The organism is Silvanigrella paludirubra, from assembly GCF_009208775.1.
GTDB lineage: Bacteria > Bdellovibrionota_B > Oligoflexia > Silvanigrellales > Silvanigrellaceae > Silvanigrella > Silvanigrella paludirubra.
In genome coordinates, this window is the sequence record NZ_WFLM01000001.1 from 69,428 (window position 1) to 90,411 (window position 20,984).

A 20,984-nucleotide genomic window follows, 5' to 3' on the forward strand; every position below is an offset into this window, starting at 1 on the left:
AACTCCTTTATTATGGCATTTAAAAGCTCTTTTATATGCAACTTTTTTTCAAGCGAACTTTTATAGATTTCTTCAAAATAAACCTATTAATTTATTTAATCATAGATATTTCTATAAAAGAACCTTCATCTAATTCTGAAACCATATTTTTAAAATTTTTTGGATCTATTAAATTTTCTGAATTTATTCCAATCATTAAATTTTCTAAATTTAATTTATTTGGATAATATTCCCTAATAATAGTAAAAATAAAATCATCACTATTTGGATAATTCAATTGTAAATAAAGATCATTTTCAAAATGTGAAATTTTTAATTTTGCTAATCTAGCATCATTTACATGAAAAATATAATTTAAATTTGTTAAATTATTTAATTTAAAATTAGAATTTATTTCATTAAAAGAATTTTTGTGAAAAATGATTTCTCTTGAATAATTATTTTTAATGGATAGATTAAAATGAAATCTTTCATCGGTGTTTTCAATTACCTTTGTAATTTGTTCTATAAGAGTACTTGATACTGTTATTTGTTTTCCTATTTGAATTTGCAAATGCCGATATTTTGATGAAATAAACCAATTTTTTAAATTTATATAATAATATTTTTTACTCAACTCATCTTGAAATGATATTTGTAAATCTGATTTTAGATTCTCTTTTATACTTTCAAAAATAATATTTGTAATTTTTATATTTGAATTATGTATGTATAAATTATCCATCGACTCATTTTCGTCTTCATTATCTATCTCTAAATAATTACTATTTTCAAAACTAGAATACAAATCAGGGCTAAAATTTAAAATATAGGTATCAAATCCTTTTCCGCCATTTAATTTTGTGGTAGTAGGGTATCCTAATAAATTTTTAAAAAATTCTAAAATATTTTCTTCTGAATAATCTTTTGGAATATGAGATGCTAGAGTTGCTGATAAGGTATCATCACCATCATGACCATATAGTTTGTCAAATCCTCCAACACCCGAAATAAAATTATTATTTTGATCTCCATGAATTTCGTCATTTTTTAATGTACCAATAATATTTTTTGCTTTTAAAATATTTTCTAGATTTCCAAATATAGGTTTATCAATTTGAATTATTGAATTTTCATGTGTAATTTTAAAAGTGTCTATCGGAGTTATTTCTAAATTATTTTCATTTTCAATATAAAGATTTCCATTTTTTGATGTATAAATATTTCCTTTTATGTCTGAAATAATTAAGTGCTGATTTTTTTCACTTTGGAAATAATTGCTAACTTGAATTGCAGGAATAAATTTTTCATTTTCATAAAATCCAATATATAAATGCGAATTGCTTTTTCGTGTGACTAAATTTTTAATATCTGTCATGATTGTATCTAATCCATTTTCTGTATTAGAATCATAACTATCATCATAATTATCAATAATTTTCATACCATCACGTATTGATTGAGATTTATCTATAATTATTCCATAATTTTTGATTAAATTAAACAAATCATTTTTGATAAGATTTAAGGTATTCATTAAATTTGATGATTTTTCATGAATCATGGGTTGTAATTGACTTAATGTAATTTTTTTTAAATAAATTGAATTCTTTTTATTGCTTTCTAAGGCTTCACTTACATAATAATTATTTCTATTTTGATAATGCCTTATTGCTTCATCAGATAAAGTATTTTCAGTATGAAATTGATTTATTTTATTCATAAATAAATCAATTTCATCTAAACTGCTATTAGAGTTTATTTCAAAGTTAGATATTTTTTGAAGAGATTCTTTTATAATTAAAAGTTCTTTATGAATTGATGTGTTTTTAAATTCATAGTCTTTTAATTCAGAATTTATATTATTTATTTTGATTCGAATTGAATTTGATAAATCCTTTAATTCTATATACTTATTTTTAATGTTTAGGATATTTTGTTTTGAGGTTTGAACTGCATTTGATAATTTATTCATTGAAGAATAATAACTACTGTCAATTACTTTTATTGAGCTAAAAATATGAATATTATTGTTATTTATTGATAATAATGATTCAGAAATATTGTTTATTTTATCTTCCATAATTTTTATTTCATTTGTTATGGTGAAATAATCATTCATGATTTTTGAAATATCATTATTTGTTAAATCTTTTAATAAAATGACATAAGTATCGTTTCCTTTCCCTCCATTAAGTTTATCAAATCCTGCGCCTGGAAATAGGTTATCGTTACCTTCATTACCGTTGATAGAATCATTGCCACTATTACCAAATAAGGAATTATCAGATTCATTTCCGTGAATGACATCGTCTTGGTTTGAGCCGAAAACATTTTCAATATTTCGGAATTGAGGAAAGTCGTTTGATTTATTATTATTAAGATTAACAGTTAAATTTTTATTTGAGATTCCTTGTAAATGAATAGTATCAATCCCTTCACCTCCATCAATAAATCCTTTTTCATTTTCTTTTGATTGAACTATGTCATAAAATTCAAAAACATCTTCTTTTTTGCCACCAACAAGATGCAGCATATAGGTAGAAGGGTGAATATTAAATAAGTTAATATCATTTTGATCAGCAACAATGGAACTTATCATATTTCCATGAATCCCTTGATCTCCAAATCCAACTAAAAATAAATTTGCTTTTTTTGAATCTGGTATAGATTTTAATTTTTCTTTATTTTCAATTGAAGGATTATCAATTCTTTCAATCATAGTTGTATTAGAATTGACGGATGGGCATGTGACAGTGTGATTGATATATTGAATATTTGCCTGAGAATAGTATTGGTTATTTGGAAGCGATGGTGTATTTGTTTCTTTTTTTGTTAAAAATGAATGATAAGTATTTATAGAATTGTTGTGTTTACTTAAAATATCATTTTTTAAATTTATATTTACATCACTTCCTATATAAGAATTGTTTGTTAAACAGGAATGGCTTTTATTTGGTATTGGAACACCAGGTGTTTTTGAAATTCCACAACCTCCATAAGCACAAGCTATTATTCTTGTTTCATATGTAAAAGGGATATAAAGATCAACTTTTGGATAAATTAATTTTTTAAAGTAAAATAAACTATTGTTACCAGTGCGATTTAAGTTTTCAAAATAATCTTTATTTTTTAAATTTAATATATTTGGTATAATTTCTTTTATTAATTTATTTGATTCTATTTTTGTGATATAAGCAGGATCTTCAGAAGTATCATAATGACCAAAAAATTTTAAAATAGATTTCATAGTAATATCATTTTCGTTAAAACCTAAACGTCTTAATTCTTCTGCAGTTCGTACAGAATTATAAACCCCTTGAGAAAACATAATGGTATAGCCAATTGCGGCACCAATAGGACCCGCTTTTGCTGATAATGGCAAAAGCAATGCGGTACCTAATGAACTTACAGCTCTTGCGCTGGTCAATGATGCATTGATATATAGATCTAATTTTTTATTTTCGTCGTCAGTTAAATTTCCTGCTTTAAATAGATCGGCTGCTTGCCAAAACTCAAACCCAGAAGAAATTAAATTTAATCCAATTTGAGTTTTTGTTATCCCATTAAGAATATTTTTATTATGAAGCCAATATTCATTTGATTTAGAATATTTTAAAAGATCTAAACTTAAATCAGCATTATTTATAATTAGATTTGAAGCATCTCTTGTACCTTCAACAATAAATCCATTTTTAAATGATTGTTGAATCATTGATAGTGAATTTGGCATATTTATAAAATTAATAAAAATATTATATTTATTCGCCGCATTTGTAAATTTTTCAATTCCTTTAAATGAATATTTTGCAATTTTAGAACTTATAGATGTTTTGTATTTTGTTTGATAATATTGATTAAATAAAGATGATTTTTGTTCAAATGAATTAGCTTTTGAAATATCTTCCTCTTGAATGCTTAATTGATAAGAATTCTTTATTTTTTGAATAGTAGTTGTAAAATCACCGAGTGCATCTGTTTTTCTGCTTGTTATATTTTTTATTAAGTTACTAAATTTATTAAATCGAGATATTTTTTCTGTATGAAGAAGTTTTTCTAATTCACTAGTATTTATAGATAAAAATTCATTTGCAGATTTTCGAATGACATATAATTTATTCTCATTTTTAGCATTTGTAAATATACCATAATTATTTTTTGATAATTCATTTCCATTAGAATCAATTTTAATCATACCAGTTCTAACTGATATAATATCTATTGGCATTTCTAGATGATTTAATTTTTCCAATAAAGATTGTGCATATGTTTCCATATTTTTAGTATCATTTATATTACCAGTTGGATTGCAACTAATAATATCAATATGGTGTATTAAAGTTTTTTTGTTTATTGTAGTTATTTCGTATAACCTATTTGCAAGCTCTTCTGGATTTAAATCACCTATTGTCATTATATTGTTTTTTAATTCAGCATGCCCAACAAGGTAAATATTTAATTTTTCTCCATAGCTTCTTAATTCCTCTTTTATCTTAAGATTTTCATTATCTATATAAGAAACTTTTTTAGTAGAATATTTTTCTTTTGATGATAAGAATTCTTTATTATAAATAAAATTAGCGGCATTTTTTGTATTTTCATCAAGATTTAACTGAAAAATAAGATTTCTAGGTGGAAAATATTCACCATTAGGTGCAATAGATTTTTTTGCCCAAGAAGATTTAGCGTCTTCTTCAGTTGCATTATTAAATACTTTATTTTTTACATTAAATTCAGAAAGAGATTCAATAATTTTTGTTTTTTTAAAGTCACGATTATTTTCTATGCTTTCAGGGTATATATCTTCATATACAGAATATAGAGCAGAAGGACCTGATATGGCTATAGTAGCTCTGCTATCAGTTAGTAAAGTATCATATCTGTAACTTAAAGCTTTGCTATCAAAATCTCTTACAGATTCTAAATTTGGTCTTATATATGCTTTGTCATTTATAAGAATATAATTTGATTTTTTTGGATAATATAAATTTGGATTATTTTTTTCATAATTATTTAACTTAAGATAATTTTCTTTTATTTTATTTTTTAGTAGCTGGATCCAATCAGAATTTTTAGAAGCTGAATGTGATGCGATAAAATTATTTGAATCTTCTGCAGTTCGAAACTCACCCTCTCTTATTTTTACATCATTAATTTTATTAAATACAGATTCTAAATTATTTATATTTTTGAGTTTATTTAATTCGTCTTTTAGGATATTTTTAATATGACTTTTTTGTTCGGTTGTTAAAGAATTAATATAATCTAATTGATCAAAAAACTTTTCTAAATAAAAATTACTTTTTGTTCTTGATGGTAAAAAATTTTCGTTATAATTAAATAATTGTTCATAAAAAATGAGAGATATAGATCGAAAGCTATTTTTTAAATAATTTTTACTTATTTCATCTGTATTATTTGTCATAAAATAGTTATAAGGATTTAATGCAGGTAAAATATCAGCATCCATATAAATGCCACCTTTACTTGCTAAAATTTCTACACGAGCGCTATCGCTAGCTCCTGCTAAATTTCCTCTAAGATATAATTCTTGTTCGTAATTATTTTTAAGAGTCCAAATTTGTTTCTCATTTTTTATGTCTTTAAAATCGATATTTGAGAATTCGTTTTTTAAAGATTTTATATCATTATTCATTTTTTCAATATTTGAGTTAATCTTTTCAAAGGTTACATCATTTTTGTTATATAAAATATTTTCTATAAATAAAAATCTTTCTTGATCTAATGTTAACTTTGAATTTGAAGATTTATTAGATATTAATTTTTCAAACAATGCATTTTGTAAAGATATAATTTTATCTGCAAGTATTTTTTCATAATAAAGATCATTCTTTTTATCGTTAACTACTAATGGTGAATATTCTTTGATTAATTTATTTGTTTCATTAACAAACATATTTTCAGAGTCATACCAGATATTAATTTTATAATCTGGGTTTAATTTTGCCCATATTTTAATATAATCTTTTTGAATTTCACCTAATGTTCCACCTACCCAAATATAATGTATATTTTTTGGAATAGATTTGGCTGTAAGATCATACTTTATTTTCAAATGTTCTAATATTACATTATAATTATTTTCATAAGTATTATTTTTGTCTAATAGATATGGTTTTGGTAGGTTTTTTATTAAATTATATAGCAATTGGTATTTTTTTTCTAATGTCGAGTATTCGTTTTTATCTTTAAGTTTAATTAATAAATCTTTTATGTTATTTGTGTGTTCATATTCAGAACCGGAGATATTTTTTTCAAGTTCATTGATAAAATTGAGATCGAAGGGATCGGTTGTAATTAAATTTTCATTTATTTCTGATGAATAATTTGATTTGATAGTGTTTTTTTCAGTGTTTGATTCGGTATTTATTTTATTGGAACAACTATAAATTCCACTAATAAAGAAAGAAAAACAGGAAAACATGATGGTTTGATTTAATATGAAAATATTTTTCATTTATTTAACCTTATATAAATTTAATTTATTTGATAATGTATGGGCATAGATTTAAAATTTTAAATAAATTTCAAGTATTATTAAAATTTTGAAATTATGATGTAATATATAAAATACAATTAAATAATTGTCAAATATTTGTGTTTTTTCATAAATAAAATATATAGAGAGTTAATTTAAAAGAATAAATATAATTAAATATATGAATTGGAGTATAATATTTTTTTTATTTTTATAAATATTTTTTAAAGATATAGATAAATATTACTCAAAATTTATAAGTCCTTGGTGCCCACTTGATCCGCTATATTTATGTTTTACAAAATTTGAATTATTTTTAATCGAATAAGTTAAACCATCTAAATATGAATTAACAAATATTGTAAATTTTCCAACCTCATTTCCGTTAGATTGCACTGAAAAATCTAGGGCATCGTCTAAATCGTATCCATTACTTTGCCACTGTGCCCAAAAATCAATTGTTACACATTGATTTGCATTTACAACTTGATCGGCTGAATGATCATTATTTGTATTCATTTGATATCCAGAGGTTCTTTTAATTTCTAGGGAATAATTAAAATTATTGCAGACTTTGTAACTACTATCTAAATTTGTCCATGCATGTGCTTGGAAACTTATTGTTGTATTTATAACAGTTAATGCTATTGGTAAAAAATATAACTTTTTAAAATGAAACATTTAAAACTCCTTTAAGATATATCAGCCTGTATGTATATAAAAAATATATAACTAAAATTTGAATCGAGGCAAATTAATTCAATTCTGTAAAATTAATATACAAAAATAAATAAATATTTGGGTATAAATAGTCTTTTTAAAATATGTCTTAAAATAAAATTGGTAATATATTTATTTATAAAAAATTTATAATTTAACTTGATTTAAGGCTTTTTTTAAAATATTTAATGTTCTGTTTTTTTACTATTTATTTTTTAGATATAATTTTTACAATGTCTATAAATAATACAGATTTGATTATTTTTATATTAAAATTTAAGTTTTTCTAGAATAAAAAATTCTTTTCATCATATGGTGTTACTTTAAAAATTACTTGAAAATAATCTTTTGTACGAGCAAAGAACTCTCTTATAGAATAGTACCAAACATCTTTCATTTCTCCTGCACTCACTCCTTCAGCATTGATTCCTATTTCTCTTGCAATCCAAACCGATCTTGTTAAATGAAAGTTCTGCGAAATAATGTAAGCACTTTTAATATTAAAAACTTCTTTGGATCTTAATATAGTTGCATAAGTATTATAACCTTTTTCATCTGTTACTAATGCTTCTTCTGGAATACCGCTTTTTAAAGCAAATTTTTTCATTGCAGCTGTTTCATTATAATAACTATCGGTTCCATCACCACTCATTAATATATTTTTAACTAACTTTTTATTGTACAAATTTATTGCGGTTTCCATTCTTGCTTTTAAAACCCCAGATAATGAATCTCCATGAACGCTCGCCCCTAAAACAATGGCGTATTCTTTTGGCTGATCTAGGTTGGTGTTATTTCTTGAATTCACAAACATAATAATATTTGTAATTAAAAATGTTGAAAAAATTAAAAAAATTATACTTAAAATAAAAGTAACAATTAATTTAATAATTTTTATAATTATTTTTAGAGTCTTAAGAATCAAAACATCTCCTGTCTAATAAAGAAGAGCCTATTTCATCTATCCTTTTTCTTTTGTCTAAAAATTGCAGCCCTATGTCAAATTGCTGGAACTTCTATTTCTTCTAAAAAGTAACATACAATTGAATGAATTAGGGAGTCTTTAAGTGAGAATCAGAAAAGTTGTCAAAAAAATATTTTTGATCCTTATATTATTATCATGTATTAATAATGTCTACTGTTTAGAAAATCCAGCTGCAATCTCACCAAAAACTCAGGGTGATACTTTTATTTTACCACCAGTTAGACGAATTGCGATTGATTTAGTAGAGACAAATATTGATAAATTTAGAGTTTTTATGAGGAAACAGGATAGGTTGTTGTACGGTGTTCCTGCATTTCCATTTAATGAACAAGATATACAAAGAATGTTAGCGGAAGATGTTGCTGATGAAATAAAAAATACAGGCAGATTTTGGAATTTATCACTTACCGAATTTGTTAAATTAATTCCTATGTCAGGAAATCAAGAAAATTTTAATAATTTACAAAAAACGGAAAAATTAAAGAGAAGACTTGAAAATGATTACAATATTGAAGCTTGGATAAAGCCCTCTGTTTATTTTGCACCCGATCAAACTTTAGTAAGAGTGGTTTTAAAAGGACCTGGTATAAATTCGTCTGTTTGGGCTAGAGAGGATATTACATTAGAGCCACAGGCGAATGAAGAAAAAATTAAAAATTCATTTTCTCAAGCATTAGCTAGACTAATAAATACAATGGGACATGATGGAAAAATAACATATATAAGAGAAAACTTACTAACAATAGATTTTGGATTAGAAAGAGGAATTGTTAGAGGGGAAAAATTATTTGCAGGTTTTATTATATTAACTAGTTTTCATCCTCAAACGGGTGAATTTTTAAGGTCACAAAGAATTCCTATTCATGAATTAAAAGTAATGGAGTCAAGACAAGGTAGTTCACTTTGCCAAATTGTAGCATCTGATCGATTGGCATTTGAGCAGGCATTAAAACTTTTAGGAACAAATGATGTTTCCATGTTAGTTTGGAGACAAACAAAAAATAACTATAAAGATGGATGGAGAGAGCCTTATAATCCTGATACAGCACCCATACTAGGTGCGGCAGATATTGGTTTTGGGATTCCTATTACAGAAAAAGAATCACCCGAATCGGTACGTTCTATCATTCCTCCTGTTATTTTTGAAAATGAAAATAAAAATAATATAAAAATGGCTCAAGGTAAGGAAACGCAATTAAATAATAAAACAAATACAGAGAGGCAGGGATTACCTTATCAAATTACTCCTAAAGAAGAAAATGCTCAAATTCTTCCTGTTGTTTCATATAAAAGAGCAATTATAAATAAACCCGAAACTTGGGTTCCGTATTCCGCTCTTATAGGTTCTGGAATTACTGTTGGAACAATTAATAGTAGTCATTCTACTTTTCCTAATACACTGTTGAATAAAATTTCTGCTTCAAGTTATATTGATTTAGATTCAAAGATTGAATTTAAATTGTTACCTTATGCTCAGTTTTCATATTTTTCGGGAAATGATCTTTCAGGTAATTCTTTTTATTTAGGCGCCACATTTTTTGATACAATCGTTCATACAACTCCAAATGACTCCTTATCTATAGGTGGGTCTTTAGAATATATGGACGGAAATATTAATTTTGGTTGTGATTGTCTTCCTTCCGTATCATTAACTCATCCCTCTGTATTTGCTAATGTAATGTGGGAAGATAAAATTCCCACTTTTGGAAATTATAATATTATAGCTGGACTTTCATTAATAGACTTTGTGCAACAGGCTCCCGTTTGGAGTTTAAAAGGAAATATTCGTCCTTTTGCTACACTTCCTAAAGAATTAGTTTTTGATATCGGACTCAAACGATTTACTTCTGGCTGGATAGAATTTAGCATTGGAGCTTCTTGGGACTTTATTTCTGAATATAATTATTTAAAACCAATTTTGTAAATCTAAACTTTCTTTTTTCTAAATTTGCTTTTAATAAAAGTTACGTATAAAATTTACTGTTTCTTTTTTATTCTTTGGAGCAAATTTTAATGGACTTTATAAATTCAATTCTTCAATTTCTATTTTCAGTTTTAAAAGACCCTATTAAATTAATTCAAGTTGTCGGTTATACGGGATTAATTCTTATTGTTTTTGCAGAAACAGGTTTACTAATTGGCTTTTTTTTACCAGGTGACTCTTTATTAATTGCAGCGGGATTATTTGCTGCAAAGGGTGACATGAATATCTTAATTTTAATAAGTACATTAACCGTAGCTGCTATTGTTGGTGATGCTGTTGGGTTTTATATTGGTCGAAAATTAGGACCAAAGTTGTATAATAAAGAAGATTCTTTCTTTTTTAGAAAAAAACATTTAATTGCAGCTCATGAATTTTATGAAAAACATGGTGGTAAAACTATCATTATTGCAAGATTTATTCCTATTATAAGAACATTTGCACCAACAGTAGCAGGAGCTGCTGAAATGAATTATTTTAGGTTTGCTATGTTTAATATTATTGGTGGTTTTTTATGGGTCTGGAGTATGTTACTTGGCGGCTTTTATTTGGGAAGAGTTTTTGGTGATAAAATAAACGATTATATTCATTATTTAATCATTGGAGTCATTTTTGTTTCTTTTATTCCAATTATTATTAAATGGATTAAAACAAGAAAAGAAACAAATAAAGTAGCATAAAGTTTCTATTAATCTCTAATTTTAGTTACGATATTATTTTCGGTTTCCCACACGGTTATAGATTGTAATTGAATATTATCTATTTTTTCAAAAGCTAATTTTTCTTCTAATCTTTCCCAAATGCATTCGACAAAAATTTCTGTTGTTGGAATTTTTCCTTGTAGCCAGGAAACATCAAAATTTAAATGTTTGTGATCCACATCATTTATAATAGATTCATTTACAATATCTTTTAATTTTTGCAAATTGAACATCATTCCCGTTTCTGGGTCTATATTGCCTTTTATTGAAACTTCTAATTTGTAATTATGACCATGTCCATTTTTACCTGAACATTTCCCAAAAATAAGTTTATTTTTTTCGTCACTAAAGTTTGGATTATATAAACGATGACTAGCGCAAAATGAAAAATGACGTTTTAAAATTAGCATAATTAAATCTCTTTTTTATCTAAAATTCGATATAAAATGTCTTTAGCAAAAACAGTAGCCCCCAAACTTTCCATTATAAGCAGATTCCCCCCAAGACGTCTATTTATAAATATGATTTCTGGAGAAGGTGCTCTAAATTTTGTGTGTCGCATAAAATGGATAGATTCCATATTTGTCCTTTTTAACTGATGGCAATCTTTCCATGAATATTTGTCATTCATAAAAGGTTCAATTGCGATTTCCATCATTTTTATAAAGCTTTCTTTCGCTTCAGGAGAATCATGTCTATTTAAAAAGCCCATTTTTTTAGCTGTTTTAATAAGCTCATTCTCATTTTTTTGGACAGCAGAAAGAGTTAATTTTGAATAGTTTTCAATTAATTCATCACTTAATTCTTGAGTAGCACCAAAATCTAATAGAACTAATTCACCATTATCTGTAACTAAAAAGTTTGCAGGATTGGGATCGGATTGAATGTGTTTAAAATGAAATATTTCTGTAAAGACAAGTTCAAGTAAAATATTTCCTAAATTATCTCTTTTTTTTATATATTCAGGATCAGTATGTAATATTTTTGAATATTTATTTAACCACTCTTGTAAACTTATTGCCTCAATCCATTCCGTCGTTAATACATTTTTAGTTGAATATTCAGCAAAAGTTTTTGGTACGATAATTTGATTATTTGTTTTAAATTTTTCTCTATAAATATTGTAATAATTTTTTTCGCGCTCGAAATCCAATTCTTGAATAAAAAGCATTTCTACAGCTTCAAATATTTGATCATAGTTTGCCATATTTGGCATGAGATTTGCGATCTTAACAATTTTTTTCATGTTTTGAAGATCGGATTTTACACTTTTTTCAAGATCAGGATATTGTACTTTAATGGCAACATTTGTTCCATCTTTAAGTGTTGCTTTATGAACTTGACCAATACTGGCAGCGTGTACTGCTGTTTTTTCAATATTTGAAAATCCATCTAAATTTCCAAATTCTTTTAAAAGAATAGGTTCAATAAAACTCCAGTTTTTTGATGTTGCTTGGGATTGCAGTTTTCCTAGTGCGTCTTTCCAGCCTGGTGGAAGAATATTATCATCAACCATGCTTAAAAGCTGCCCTACTTTCATAGCAGCCCCTTTTAATTCATCTAACCCTTTTACAAGTCTGAGTGCGGCTTCACTCATAAAGGAGTCTGTTTCTTCTGAATTTTTATTTAATTTTCTTTTAAGAGCTTCGTTTCCTGCACGAATTGCTGTGCTGCTAATGGTGCGAATAAGGGACATAGCTCTATTTTTTGGGCTATTTTCTTCTTTCAAGGAGAGTTCCTTTGTGTTTTTCAGATTATTCTATTGAACTAGATTCCACTGTAAATAGTAACAGAACCTCATTTTAGGGATACAATAAAAATCTAATGGATGCTAATGTCAGGAGAGTTTAGATTCAAAACGATTTCTAATTTCTTTATTATTCACTAAAATTTTATAAAAAAACATGTGAAATATTATTCTTTTTCATTTTTCTTACATAAAATTATAAATGAATTAAACTAAAAGTCCAATTCATTTATAGCTCTGAAAGCTTGATCTATAGCGGGTTGAGTTAGGGGATTCCAATCTGAATCAGAATTAGCAATAACAACATTCCCAAAAGGTTGCCTTGCTAATTTTATAATTTGTTGACTTTGTTCTTGATCATCAAATAAAGAATTATAATAATACGAGTATCCATGTGCCCAGCGGTTTACTGTGATAGAAAGTATGTCGCTTTTATGATTAAAATACCCTGTATTCCCCAAAATTCGTTGCAATTGATTCCGTATTTCATTTTCTAAAGTTTGAAATGAAGTGGTTAATAATTTATGCCGTCCTATTCTGAATTGGGAGCGTGCGTCTAGACCTTGATTTGGAGCACAAGGTATTGATACCATATGCAATAAAATCGGATTTTCTGGATCTCTTGGGTGTGAATAGCCTCCCATATTAACGGGATAATCTAGCTTAATTCTAGAATATGGCATTGAAGGAGAATATATATCGTGAACACCCAATTTTATAAAAGATTTCCAGTTTGATATCATCACATTTGTATAAATAACAGGTGCTTTAACATTCATGGAAAGTGCATCTTTTTGTTCTTTAGGAAGTTCTGTTACGATATCAGGAATCATCATATTGTAATTTGCCATGACAACATGTTTTGCCTGTATTTTATGAAGTTTTCCTAATTTTATAAATTGGCCTTCTGAATTAAATATAGGTTTTTCTAAGTATCCAATATCAACTAATTTATTTTTTGCATTTGTTACATTAACTACAGTGCTACTTAAGCGAATACGGACAGAATTTTGACTTAAATCGAGTTTAGAATAATTTAATTTATGAAGAACTATCGTATTCATATCTTTATGACCATTAAAAACTTTAGGAATAAGTCTGTTTACGAGAAGTCTTGCAATACTGGCATTTCCATCGGGAAAATGATAAATATAAGGTTCACTTGGTACTTCAGGATTATCTTCAGGTAAATTCATACCATCTAGTCCAGGAAGTTCTAATTCTCTTGCTTCTAATGTTGAAATAGCATCAATTCCAATTGCATCAAAGTCATGGCTTTTAGCTTGAAAAAATTTTGTAGCTTGTTCGCTAAGAAGAACATGCTTCAATAAAAAATCTCTATAACTTATTTTTTGTAAGTATTTTATTTTGTCTTCTACTAATGGAATTTTTGGAAGATAATCAATTTTTTCGGTATATAATTTTATTAATGCATTTTTATCATTTTCATTTAATGGAAAATCATTAATAAATTCTTTTATAGGTCTCCCATTTAGTCTATTTGGATCAATATCGTCATCAGCAAAAGATGTGGGATCTCCTGAAACTATTTTATCTACAGAAAAATTTTCTGTATCGAAAAAAACTCCTCTACTAAGCTTTAAATTGGGATAAAAATTTCTTTCAAATTTATTCCCAAGTTTGTCAATTTTAATTCCTAACTCATTAAATAAATTTAAAACTACTTTACTTGAAGAATGTTTCGGAGATTCTAAAGATTCAGTGCCACCGTATCCTAAAATGAAATTTTTATTATTAGAAAACTCGTTACGTTTTGCATGTCCACCAAAATCATCATGATTATCAAGAATAAGAATTTTTGCATTTTTATTTTTATTTAAATAAAAATAGGCAGATGATAATCCACTGATTCCTGCACCAACAACTACTAAATCATAAGTTTCTTCCACGGGTAATTGATCTATTGGAAATGTAATATGCCCTCTTGAAAGGGCATGAGCACTTTCAAAGGAACCAATATGACTCCCTCTTAATCCTGTTAAGCTTGGTGGATAATTTGAAATATTTTTTTCTTTTGCATTTAAAATATCAATTGGAGTTAATCCTGCAAGGATTGCTATAGAAGTTCCATTAATAAAGTCACGACGAGTTATACTCATAAATAATCCTTTAATTAAATTCTACTGTTGGTTATTTTAAGGCTATTTTATTTTAAATCAATAAGTTGTATTGAAAAAGGAGAAAAAATTATTTAATGTTCGGATTCATTAATCCTGGGAGAAAATATGATTTATCAGAATGGAAATTTTGACGAAATTTTACTAAATAAGTTTTTTTTTATACCTAAAAAACTGAATAATGATAATTATTATGAATTTGACGATCTTATTTTAACAAAAACACCTTACCACAGCTCTTTGTTTAATATTTGCTGGGTGAATAAAATTAATCCAATTTATTTTGAAAATTCAATGAAAAAAACGATTGAATATTTTTCTCCAAAACCTTTCTCACTATGGTTTTATTCAGATGATTTTCCTGATTTTTTAAATGAAATATTAAATAAACTTTCATTTAGTAAAAAAAATAATAAAATTGGAATGAGCTATGATTTAAATAATTTTGATCTAAATAAATTATCTATTGAAAAACATAAAATTACTGAAATTAGATCGGATAATGAATTAGATGAATTTTTAAATGTCATTGATGAATATGAGCCCTGTGCAAGAGGTTATTTTAAAAAAATATCAAAAGAACTTGGTTTTTCAAAAGATAACCCTTATCGCTATTTTTATTTAAGTATCTTTGATAAACCTATTTCTATAGCATCTTTATATTTTCATAATGAAAATTGTGGTTTATTTGATGTTTTTACTCATCCTAATTTTAGAAGAAAAGGTTATGCCTTAAATTTATTTTTATCGCTTTTAGATTATGCAAAAATGAATGGAGCAAAAAAATTATTTTTGACAACTTCATTTTCAGAAAAATCAAATGAAAATAAACTTGTTGAATTTTATAAAAAAATTGGTTTTCATGAAGATTGTAAATACATTTGTTTTGAATATGAAGGATCTGGATTTTAAGAAACTTTATTTTGAATTGTTTTTCTATTTTTATTTATAAGCCAAATACTGTTCATAATATAAAAAAGAAGAGCAATCCATACTAACGAAAAACTTAATATTTTTGTGCTATTTATATTTTCTTTAAAGATAAAAACAGCAATTAATAGTTGTAATGTAGGACTTATGTATTGAAAAAAACCTACCTTGCTTAAAGGTAATAATTTTGCTCCAGCAACATATAATAATAGTGGAATGGAAGTGATAACTCCCGCAAAACATAATAAAATACTTAAATTTATATTTGCTAAAAAAGTTAATTTTGCGTTCATGTTTAAATAAACAATATATGTGAATGCAATAGGAGCAAGTATTAAAGTTTCTATGGTAAGGCCATGTATGGAATCAATTTTGACTTGTCTTCGTAAAAGAGCATAAAAACCAAATGTACCTGCTAAAAGGACAGGGATAAAAGGGGTAAATCCAGTAAAATTGATTTCAGTAAATTGAATAATTATCGCTATAATTGTTATAGATAATGAAATTTTTTGTACTTTATTTAAACTTTCTTTTAAAAAAATTAAGCCGAGCATAATATTAAAAATTGGGGAAATAAAGTAACCAAAACTAGATTCCATAAGATGGTTATTTAAAATAGCCCAAATATAAGTCAACCAGTTTACAGATATCAATATAGAGGTGCAAATTAAAGTAGCGAGATTTTTAGGTGAATAAAAAACTTCAATCAATTTATGAATTTGTTTCTTATAAGCAACAATTGTAATAAGAAATAATATAGACCAAAGTATGCGATGCGCTAAAATTTCTAATGGATTTACGGTTTGCAAAGCTTTAAAATAAATGGGCGTTAACCCCCAACTTAAAAAAGCAATTATAATAAAGATAATTCCATATGTACTTGATTTTAATTTATCTTTCACGCTTTTTCCTTACTAAAATTATTTTAAAGGATATGAATTGTATTTCATTCAATTTTTAAAATGAAATGAATTATTATCATGTATGAACTTTTTTAGAAAATCAATTTTGAGTTTGAAAATAAAACTTAAAAAGAAGTATGATGATTTTTTTATTAAAAAAATACAATTTATAAAATTAAATAAGATATAATAAATCATTAAATTATATCAAAAGTTTCTTTATGTTCAATTACCATTTTGCCATTTTTCTTTTATCTCATCTATTCTTAATTCTTTCCATTCTTGTTTCCAAAGATTTAAATATGGAATGTCTATAGAAGAAGGATTTGGACTGCATTGATCAATTTGCACTAGCGAAGGTAACATAATTGCTTCACCAACTAATAAGGCTTCGCCAGCTTTTAATGAAGGCATCATGTCAATAAGGTTTCCAAGAGTATCAGGTAGAAGTTTTTTAACATAGTTTTGATCATTAGGATTTGTAAGTCTCATGGCAATAAAGTTATTACATTGAGAAAAAATTGTTTCAGATATTTCAGAAGGTCTTTGGCTAGATAAAAGAAGGCTAATTCCATATTTTCTTCCTTCTTTAGCAATTCTTTCTATTGAATTTTTTGATGATCTAAATTTTGTTAGATCACTATTTGGGGCATATTTATGAGCTTCTTCATATACAAGTAAAAATGGGATATCATTATTTATCTCTTCATTTGAATCTTTTTCACACCGAATTTTTTTATATATATAGCCATATTCAAATAAAAGTCTTGAAATTAATGAAACAGTAATACTTAGTACTTCAAAGGGGACACCACTTAAATCAATTATCGTTACATTTGATTTATTATTATAACCCATTAAACAACTTAAAACATTTTCAAATTTAGCGTTTTTAGACTTTTCTCCAAATAAAAATTGCAATCGATCATTTGAAATTTTTGAATTTAAACGAATATAAAATTTATCAAGGCTTCCATCTGCATAATCTCCCTTTTTAATATTTTGAGCTTTTGTAGTGAAAAATTTAAGAGGTTCAGTAAAATATTTTTCTATTCTATTCTCATCATTCAATTCAATCCCTGAATTTTCATCAGTTTGGTCTTTAAAACAAGAAGTCCCATCATTAATCATATATCGAGTATTATTTTTTGCATTTATTGTTTCATTTTTGTAATTATATATAGCATTTTTAACTTCATTAATACAAAAGAATACTGGGCTGTCATAATATATTTTTTCAATTTTTCTATTATGCTTTTTTTTATTTTCAGTAACTAATGTTCTAAAAATTGATGATTGATTATAATTATCCCTCTCACCTGTATCGAGAAGAATATCTTCAAGTTCTTCGCTATTTAGGAGCCAATAAGGTAAAATTAAATTTTCAATATCTATTATATTAGCTTTAGGAAAAGCTGATTTGTATTCTGAATGTATATCGAATATAATAATATGTGAGTTATTTAGAGAATAGGTTCCGTTTTTTTCTTCAACAGCTGATTGGATAATTTTAGAAATTGTGTGAGATTTTCCTGAACCTGTAGAACCAACAATTGCAATATGTTTATTAAAAAATTTATTTCCATTAATTGGTATTCTTACTTCTGGATTTGATAAAAGACGCGAAAAAATAAAATTATCTTTATTGTCAGAGTTTTTAAAAATATCTATTATTTCTTGTTCAGTAGCTGGTTCCACTTTTTTAGGTGGAATAGCAATGGTATCCCCACCGCGTGTAAATATATTATTTTTAATAATTCCAATTGGCATTGCTTCAATTAGATATTTTCTTCCGCTTTCTTTAATTTCAAGAGAAAAGTTTTCAATTATAGCAAATAATTTAGTATCTTCATTATCAGATATTTTTAAATACGATCCAACTCTTAGAGATCTATTAGCTGAGTTATAATCTTCTAGATTATCAACTAAAATTTTTACTTTATTTGGAAATACAGAAATTACTTCGGCATTAATTTGTGATTTATTCATTTTAATATCTCCATTGCATCATCTATATTTTCAATTATAATAGATATATTTTTCATAGTATTATTATGATTGTTATAAATTATTTTGTTTAAATAAAATTGATATATTTCCTTTGTGTTATTAGATTCTTTTAATATACTTTCTATATGAATTAAGTCATTAATAAGTTTGAATTTTATATTGTTTTCTTCAGTTGGTTTTTTTATGATTGAATAAGCATTAAATTCGGAGTCTTGATAATCAAATCCATCAATAAAAATATGATTTTCATTCCATAAATTTTTTTTCAATGATATTAAATTATTCTTGCATATACCATGAATATAAATGTATGGACAAAATGGTTCCGGTTCTCTTTTTGAAATTTTTGACCATTTTTTTTGTACTAAAAGTATTAACGTTTTTAATTTTGATAAATCGAAATTATTATTATCAATTTCAAAAAGAAAAAATCTATCAAATGGTGATGTATTAAGGTCTTGAATAAAATAATCATCCTTAATTTTTTTATAAAAAATATTTTTTCCTTTATACTCTTTAAGCCAAGAATTAAATAGCACAATTTTTTTGTTTATTTTATCTAAAAATATTTTTTTTGTTATTTTTCTATCTTTTTCATCTTTTTTTATTGCAAGATCTGAAATAAGTGCTAATGCATTGGAGTAAAAGTTATTTTTTTCATCATCATTTTTACATTTAAAACAAATGGTTATAAGATCTAAAATTTTTTTACGTTGTTCACTAAAGCTTAGTGCATTGATATCAATAGTTAGATTTTTTAGAAAAATATTTAATTCATAATCAGTTATATCTATTTCATTATAATGTTCTTTTTTGCTACCTTTTTCTGTATAAGTTAAAAAATTTTCTTTAAAATAAATAATATTTATGGGATGTTTTAGTTTATTTTGGCCTGATTTATAATGCCCATATAATTTGTATTTAAAATTTTCGTCTCTTTTGTTTTTTTTGAAATCATTCAGCATTAATCGGATTGGTTTTCCAATTAACGAATGATTGTAATCACTTTCAGAATAATATTTGCACTGGATAGCTAAAGTTTCGTCATTTAAGTTTACATCAATATCTTCTACTCCTTCAATAGTAATTACATTAGTATCATTTTGTAAATTTAGAATTTCAAGAATTGAATAGTCAAATTGATAAAAATAGCCTAAAATTGCTTCATTGGCACTTCTTTTACCCATAGAAATCCTTTATTTAATAATTGGAATTAATTCTTTGAGAATAAAAAAACTTTTAAATCAATCATTCTTCATAGCGCGAAGATTTTTTTTTAAATATCATAATTATACTTTATTGTAAAATTAAAATATTATATTTATCAAATTTTTCATTTCAAGAAAATTAAATTTAAATAAAATATTAATTTTTCGCATTAAAAAAATGCCTTAAATTTTCGATTTTAAAATTATACATAAAAAAAGACCCTATTCATAAGAATAAGGTCTTAAAAGAAATTCAAAAATATTTATTTTTTTAATTTTGCGATTGATTCCATTTCTTTACGAATAAGAATCATTTTTTCCGTAGCTAATTCTGGTGGAACCGTACGTGGATTTCTAAAGTAACTGCTTTCATCAAGCTCACGACGGCAAAACATGGTTTGATAGGTATGATGCTCTGGTGAGTTCATATCAATTGTATCATAGTCACGTAAAATGAGCGGCGAAACATATTTAGTTATGCTAGACATGTCATGATCCATAAATATTTTTTCGTTACGTTTGTTACGTGCAAAACCACGGACAACGTAATCTACACACACAACATCTGTTTCAAATGCTTTAAACATAAAATCTAGCGCATAAAGCGGAGAAATGCTTCCGCAAGTAGCAATGTCAATGTCTACTCTAAAGCTACATATACCAGATGGATCTAGGCTATCTGGATAGGTATGGGCGCAGATGTGGCTCTTGTCTAAATGTATAGAAACTGTAGATTGAGCCATGAGGTTAGAGGACTTTGAAGATGAGGATTGCATGTTTGCTTCTTTTGTAGCCTGATCTCCTTTAAGATCGCTCATTAAAAGCACCACACTAGCTCCATAAGGATCGAAATCTTTTGAACTTACGTTCAATACTTCGGCATCTATGATTTCAGCAATGCGAATGAGTTGTGACTCGATCTGTCTTGCAGAATATTTTTCGTCAATATAACGAATATAGGAAGCTCTTTCCTCATCATTAAGAGCAACTGCAAAGTCATAGAGATTAAAGCTTAAAGCTTTCGTAAGGTTGTTAAAGCCGAGTATTTCTGTCATCTTATGTCCTCAATGAGTTCTGCTTATTGTTACCTAAGCAAATTATCTGATCTTACAGATATAATGCAATATAGTGTAGAGTGGAAAATGCAACAGTAATTTTCCTCTACGCAACAGATTGGGTAAAAT

13 protein-coding genes are annotated in these 20,984 nt (G+C 26.0%); 3 read left to right on the forward strand and 10 right to left on the reverse strand.

All coding sequences use genetic code 11. The features are described 5' to 3' along the window. Positions 1-91 precede the first annotated feature (91 nt). From GCL60_RS00595 to GCL60_RS00605, 3 genes are all read right to left on the reverse strand, one after another. Positions 92-6,457 (reverse strand): TcdA/TcdB catalytic glycosyltransferase domain-containing protein, encoded by a 6,366-nt coding sequence (locus GCL60_RS00595; RefSeq protein ID WP_153417914.1) that lies wholly within the window; start codon positions 6,455-6,457, stop codon positions 92-94. 264 nt (positions 6,458-6,721) lie between these two features. Continuing rightward, positions 6,722-7,159, reverse strand: a complete 438-nt coding sequence (locus tag GCL60_RS00600; protein ID WP_153417915.1) for a hypothetical protein — start codon at positions 7,157-7,159, stop codon at positions 6,722-6,724. 325 nt (positions 7,160-7,484) lie between these two features. Further along, positions 7,485-8,123, reverse strand: coding sequence for a SanA/YdcF family protein (locus tag GCL60_RS00605; protein WP_153417916.1), 639 nt, complete (start codon positions 8,121-8,123; stop codon positions 7,485-7,487). Between the two features lie 142 nt (positions 8,124-8,265). Here GCL60_RS00605 and GCL60_RS00610 point away from each other — a divergent pair, with 142 nt between their 5' ends. Then, positions 8,266-10,107, forward strand: coding sequence for a hypothetical protein (locus GCL60_RS00610; RefSeq protein ID WP_153417917.1), 1,842 nt, complete (start codon positions 8,266-8,268; stop codon positions 10,105-10,107). Positions 10,108-10,196: 89 nt separating this feature from the next. Then, positions 10,197-10,844, forward strand: coding sequence for a DedA family protein (locus tag GCL60_RS00615; protein WP_153417918.1), 648 nt, complete (start codon positions 10,197-10,199; stop codon positions 10,842-10,844). 8 nt (positions 10,845-10,852) lie between these two features. Here GCL60_RS00615 and GCL60_RS00620 read toward each other — a convergent pair whose 3' ends face one another. The 3 genes from GCL60_RS00620 to GCL60_RS00630 form a co-directional block, all read right to left on the reverse strand. Further along, complete coding sequence (locus GCL60_RS00620) at positions 10,853-11,275, reverse strand: 6-carboxytetrahydropterin synthase (protein ID WP_153417919.1); 423 nt, start codon at positions 11,273-11,275, stop codon at positions 10,853-10,855. Between the two features lie 2 nt (positions 11,276-11,277). Next, a complete protein-coding gene (locus tag GCL60_RS00625) occupies positions 11,278-12,594 on the reverse strand; it encodes an ABC1 kinase family protein (protein ID WP_153417920.1) in 1,317 nt (438 codons plus the stop codon). Between the two features lie 230 nt (positions 12,595-12,824). Continuing rightward, entirely contained in the window at positions 12,825-14,732 is a 1,908-nt protein-coding gene (locus GCL60_RS00630; protein ID WP_153417921.1) for an NAD(P)-binding protein, read from the reverse strand. Between the two features lie 126 nt (positions 14,733-14,858). Between GCL60_RS00630 and GCL60_RS00635 the strand changes: the two genes are divergently transcribed. Then, positions 14,859-15,662, forward strand: coding sequence for a GNAT family N-acetyltransferase (locus GCL60_RS00635; RefSeq protein WP_153417922.1), 804 nt, complete (start codon positions 14,859-14,861; stop codon positions 15,660-15,662). Here the strand turns inward: GCL60_RS00635 and rarD are convergent. The 4 genes from rarD to GCL60_RS00655 form a co-directional block, all read right to left on the reverse strand. Next, entirely contained in the window at positions 15,659-16,582 is a 924-nt protein-coding gene (gene rarD / locus GCL60_RS00640) for an EamA family transporter RarD (protein WP_153417923.1), read from the reverse strand. The genes GCL60_RS00635 and rarD overlap by 4 nt on opposite strands. 225 nt (positions 16,583-16,807) lie before the next feature. Then, the gene (gene herA, locus GCL60_RS00645) at positions 16,808-18,571 is read right to left on the reverse strand and encodes an anti-phage-associated helicase HerA (RefSeq protein ID WP_153417924.1); all 1,764 of its coding nucleotides are present in this window, start codon (positions 18,569-18,571) and stop codon (positions 16,808-16,810) included. Next, positions 18,568-19,779 carry a DUF4297 family anti-phage-associated protein gene (locus GCL60_RS00650; RefSeq protein WP_153417925.1) on the reverse strand — a complete coding sequence of 404 codons (1,212 nt, stop codon included), beginning with the start codon at positions 19,777-19,779 and terminating at the stop codon, positions 18,568-18,570. Before GCL60_RS00650 ends, herA begins: the two co-directional genes overlap by 4 nt. Before the next feature lie 284 nt (positions 19,780-20,063). After that, on the reverse strand, positions 20,064-20,855 hold the full coding sequence (locus tag GCL60_RS00655) for an S-adenosylmethionine decarboxylase (RefSeq protein WP_153417926.1): 792 nt from the start codon (positions 20,853-20,855) through the stop codon (positions 20,064-20,066). Positions 20,856-20,984: the final 129 nt, after the last annotated feature.

What these genes read in the sequence shown, in the direction of transcription:
- GCL60_RS00655 (WP_153417926.1), bottom strand. Translation starts at nt 20,855, where the DNA reads ATGACAGAAATACTCGGCTTTAACAACCTTACGAAAGCTTTAAGCTTT.
- GCL60_RS00620 (WP_153417919.1), bottom strand. Translation starts at nt 11,275, where the DNA reads ATGCTAATTTTAAAACGTCATTTTTCATTTTGCGCTAGTCATCGTTTA.
- GCL60_RS00630 (WP_153417921.1), bottom strand. Translation starts at nt 14,732, where the DNA reads ATGAGTATAACTCGTCGTGACTTTATTAATGGAACTTCTATAGCAATC.
- herA (WP_153417924.1), bottom strand. Translation starts at nt 18,571, where the DNA reads ATGAATAAATCACAAATTAATGCCGAAGTAATTTCTGTATTTCCAAAT.
- GCL60_RS00615 (WP_153417918.1), top strand. Translation starts at nt 10,197, where the DNA reads ATGGACTTTATAAATTCAATTCTTCAATTTCTATTTTCAGTTTTAAAA.
- GCL60_RS00595 (WP_153417914.1), bottom strand. Translation starts at nt 6,457, where the DNA reads ATGAAAAATATTTTCATATTAAATCAAACCATCATGTTTTCCTGTTTT.
- GCL60_RS00650 (WP_153417925.1), bottom strand. Translation starts at nt 19,779, where the DNA reads ATGGGTAAAAGAAGTGCCAATGAAGCAATTTTAGGCTATTTTTATCAA.
- GCL60_RS00600 (WP_153417915.1), bottom strand. Translation starts at nt 7,159, where the DNA reads ATGTTTCATTTTAAAAAGTTATATTTTTTACCAATAGCATTAACTGTT.
- GCL60_RS00635 (WP_153417922.1), top strand. Translation starts at nt 14,859, where the DNA reads ATGATTTATCAGAATGGAAATTTTGACGAAATTTTACTAAATAAGTTT.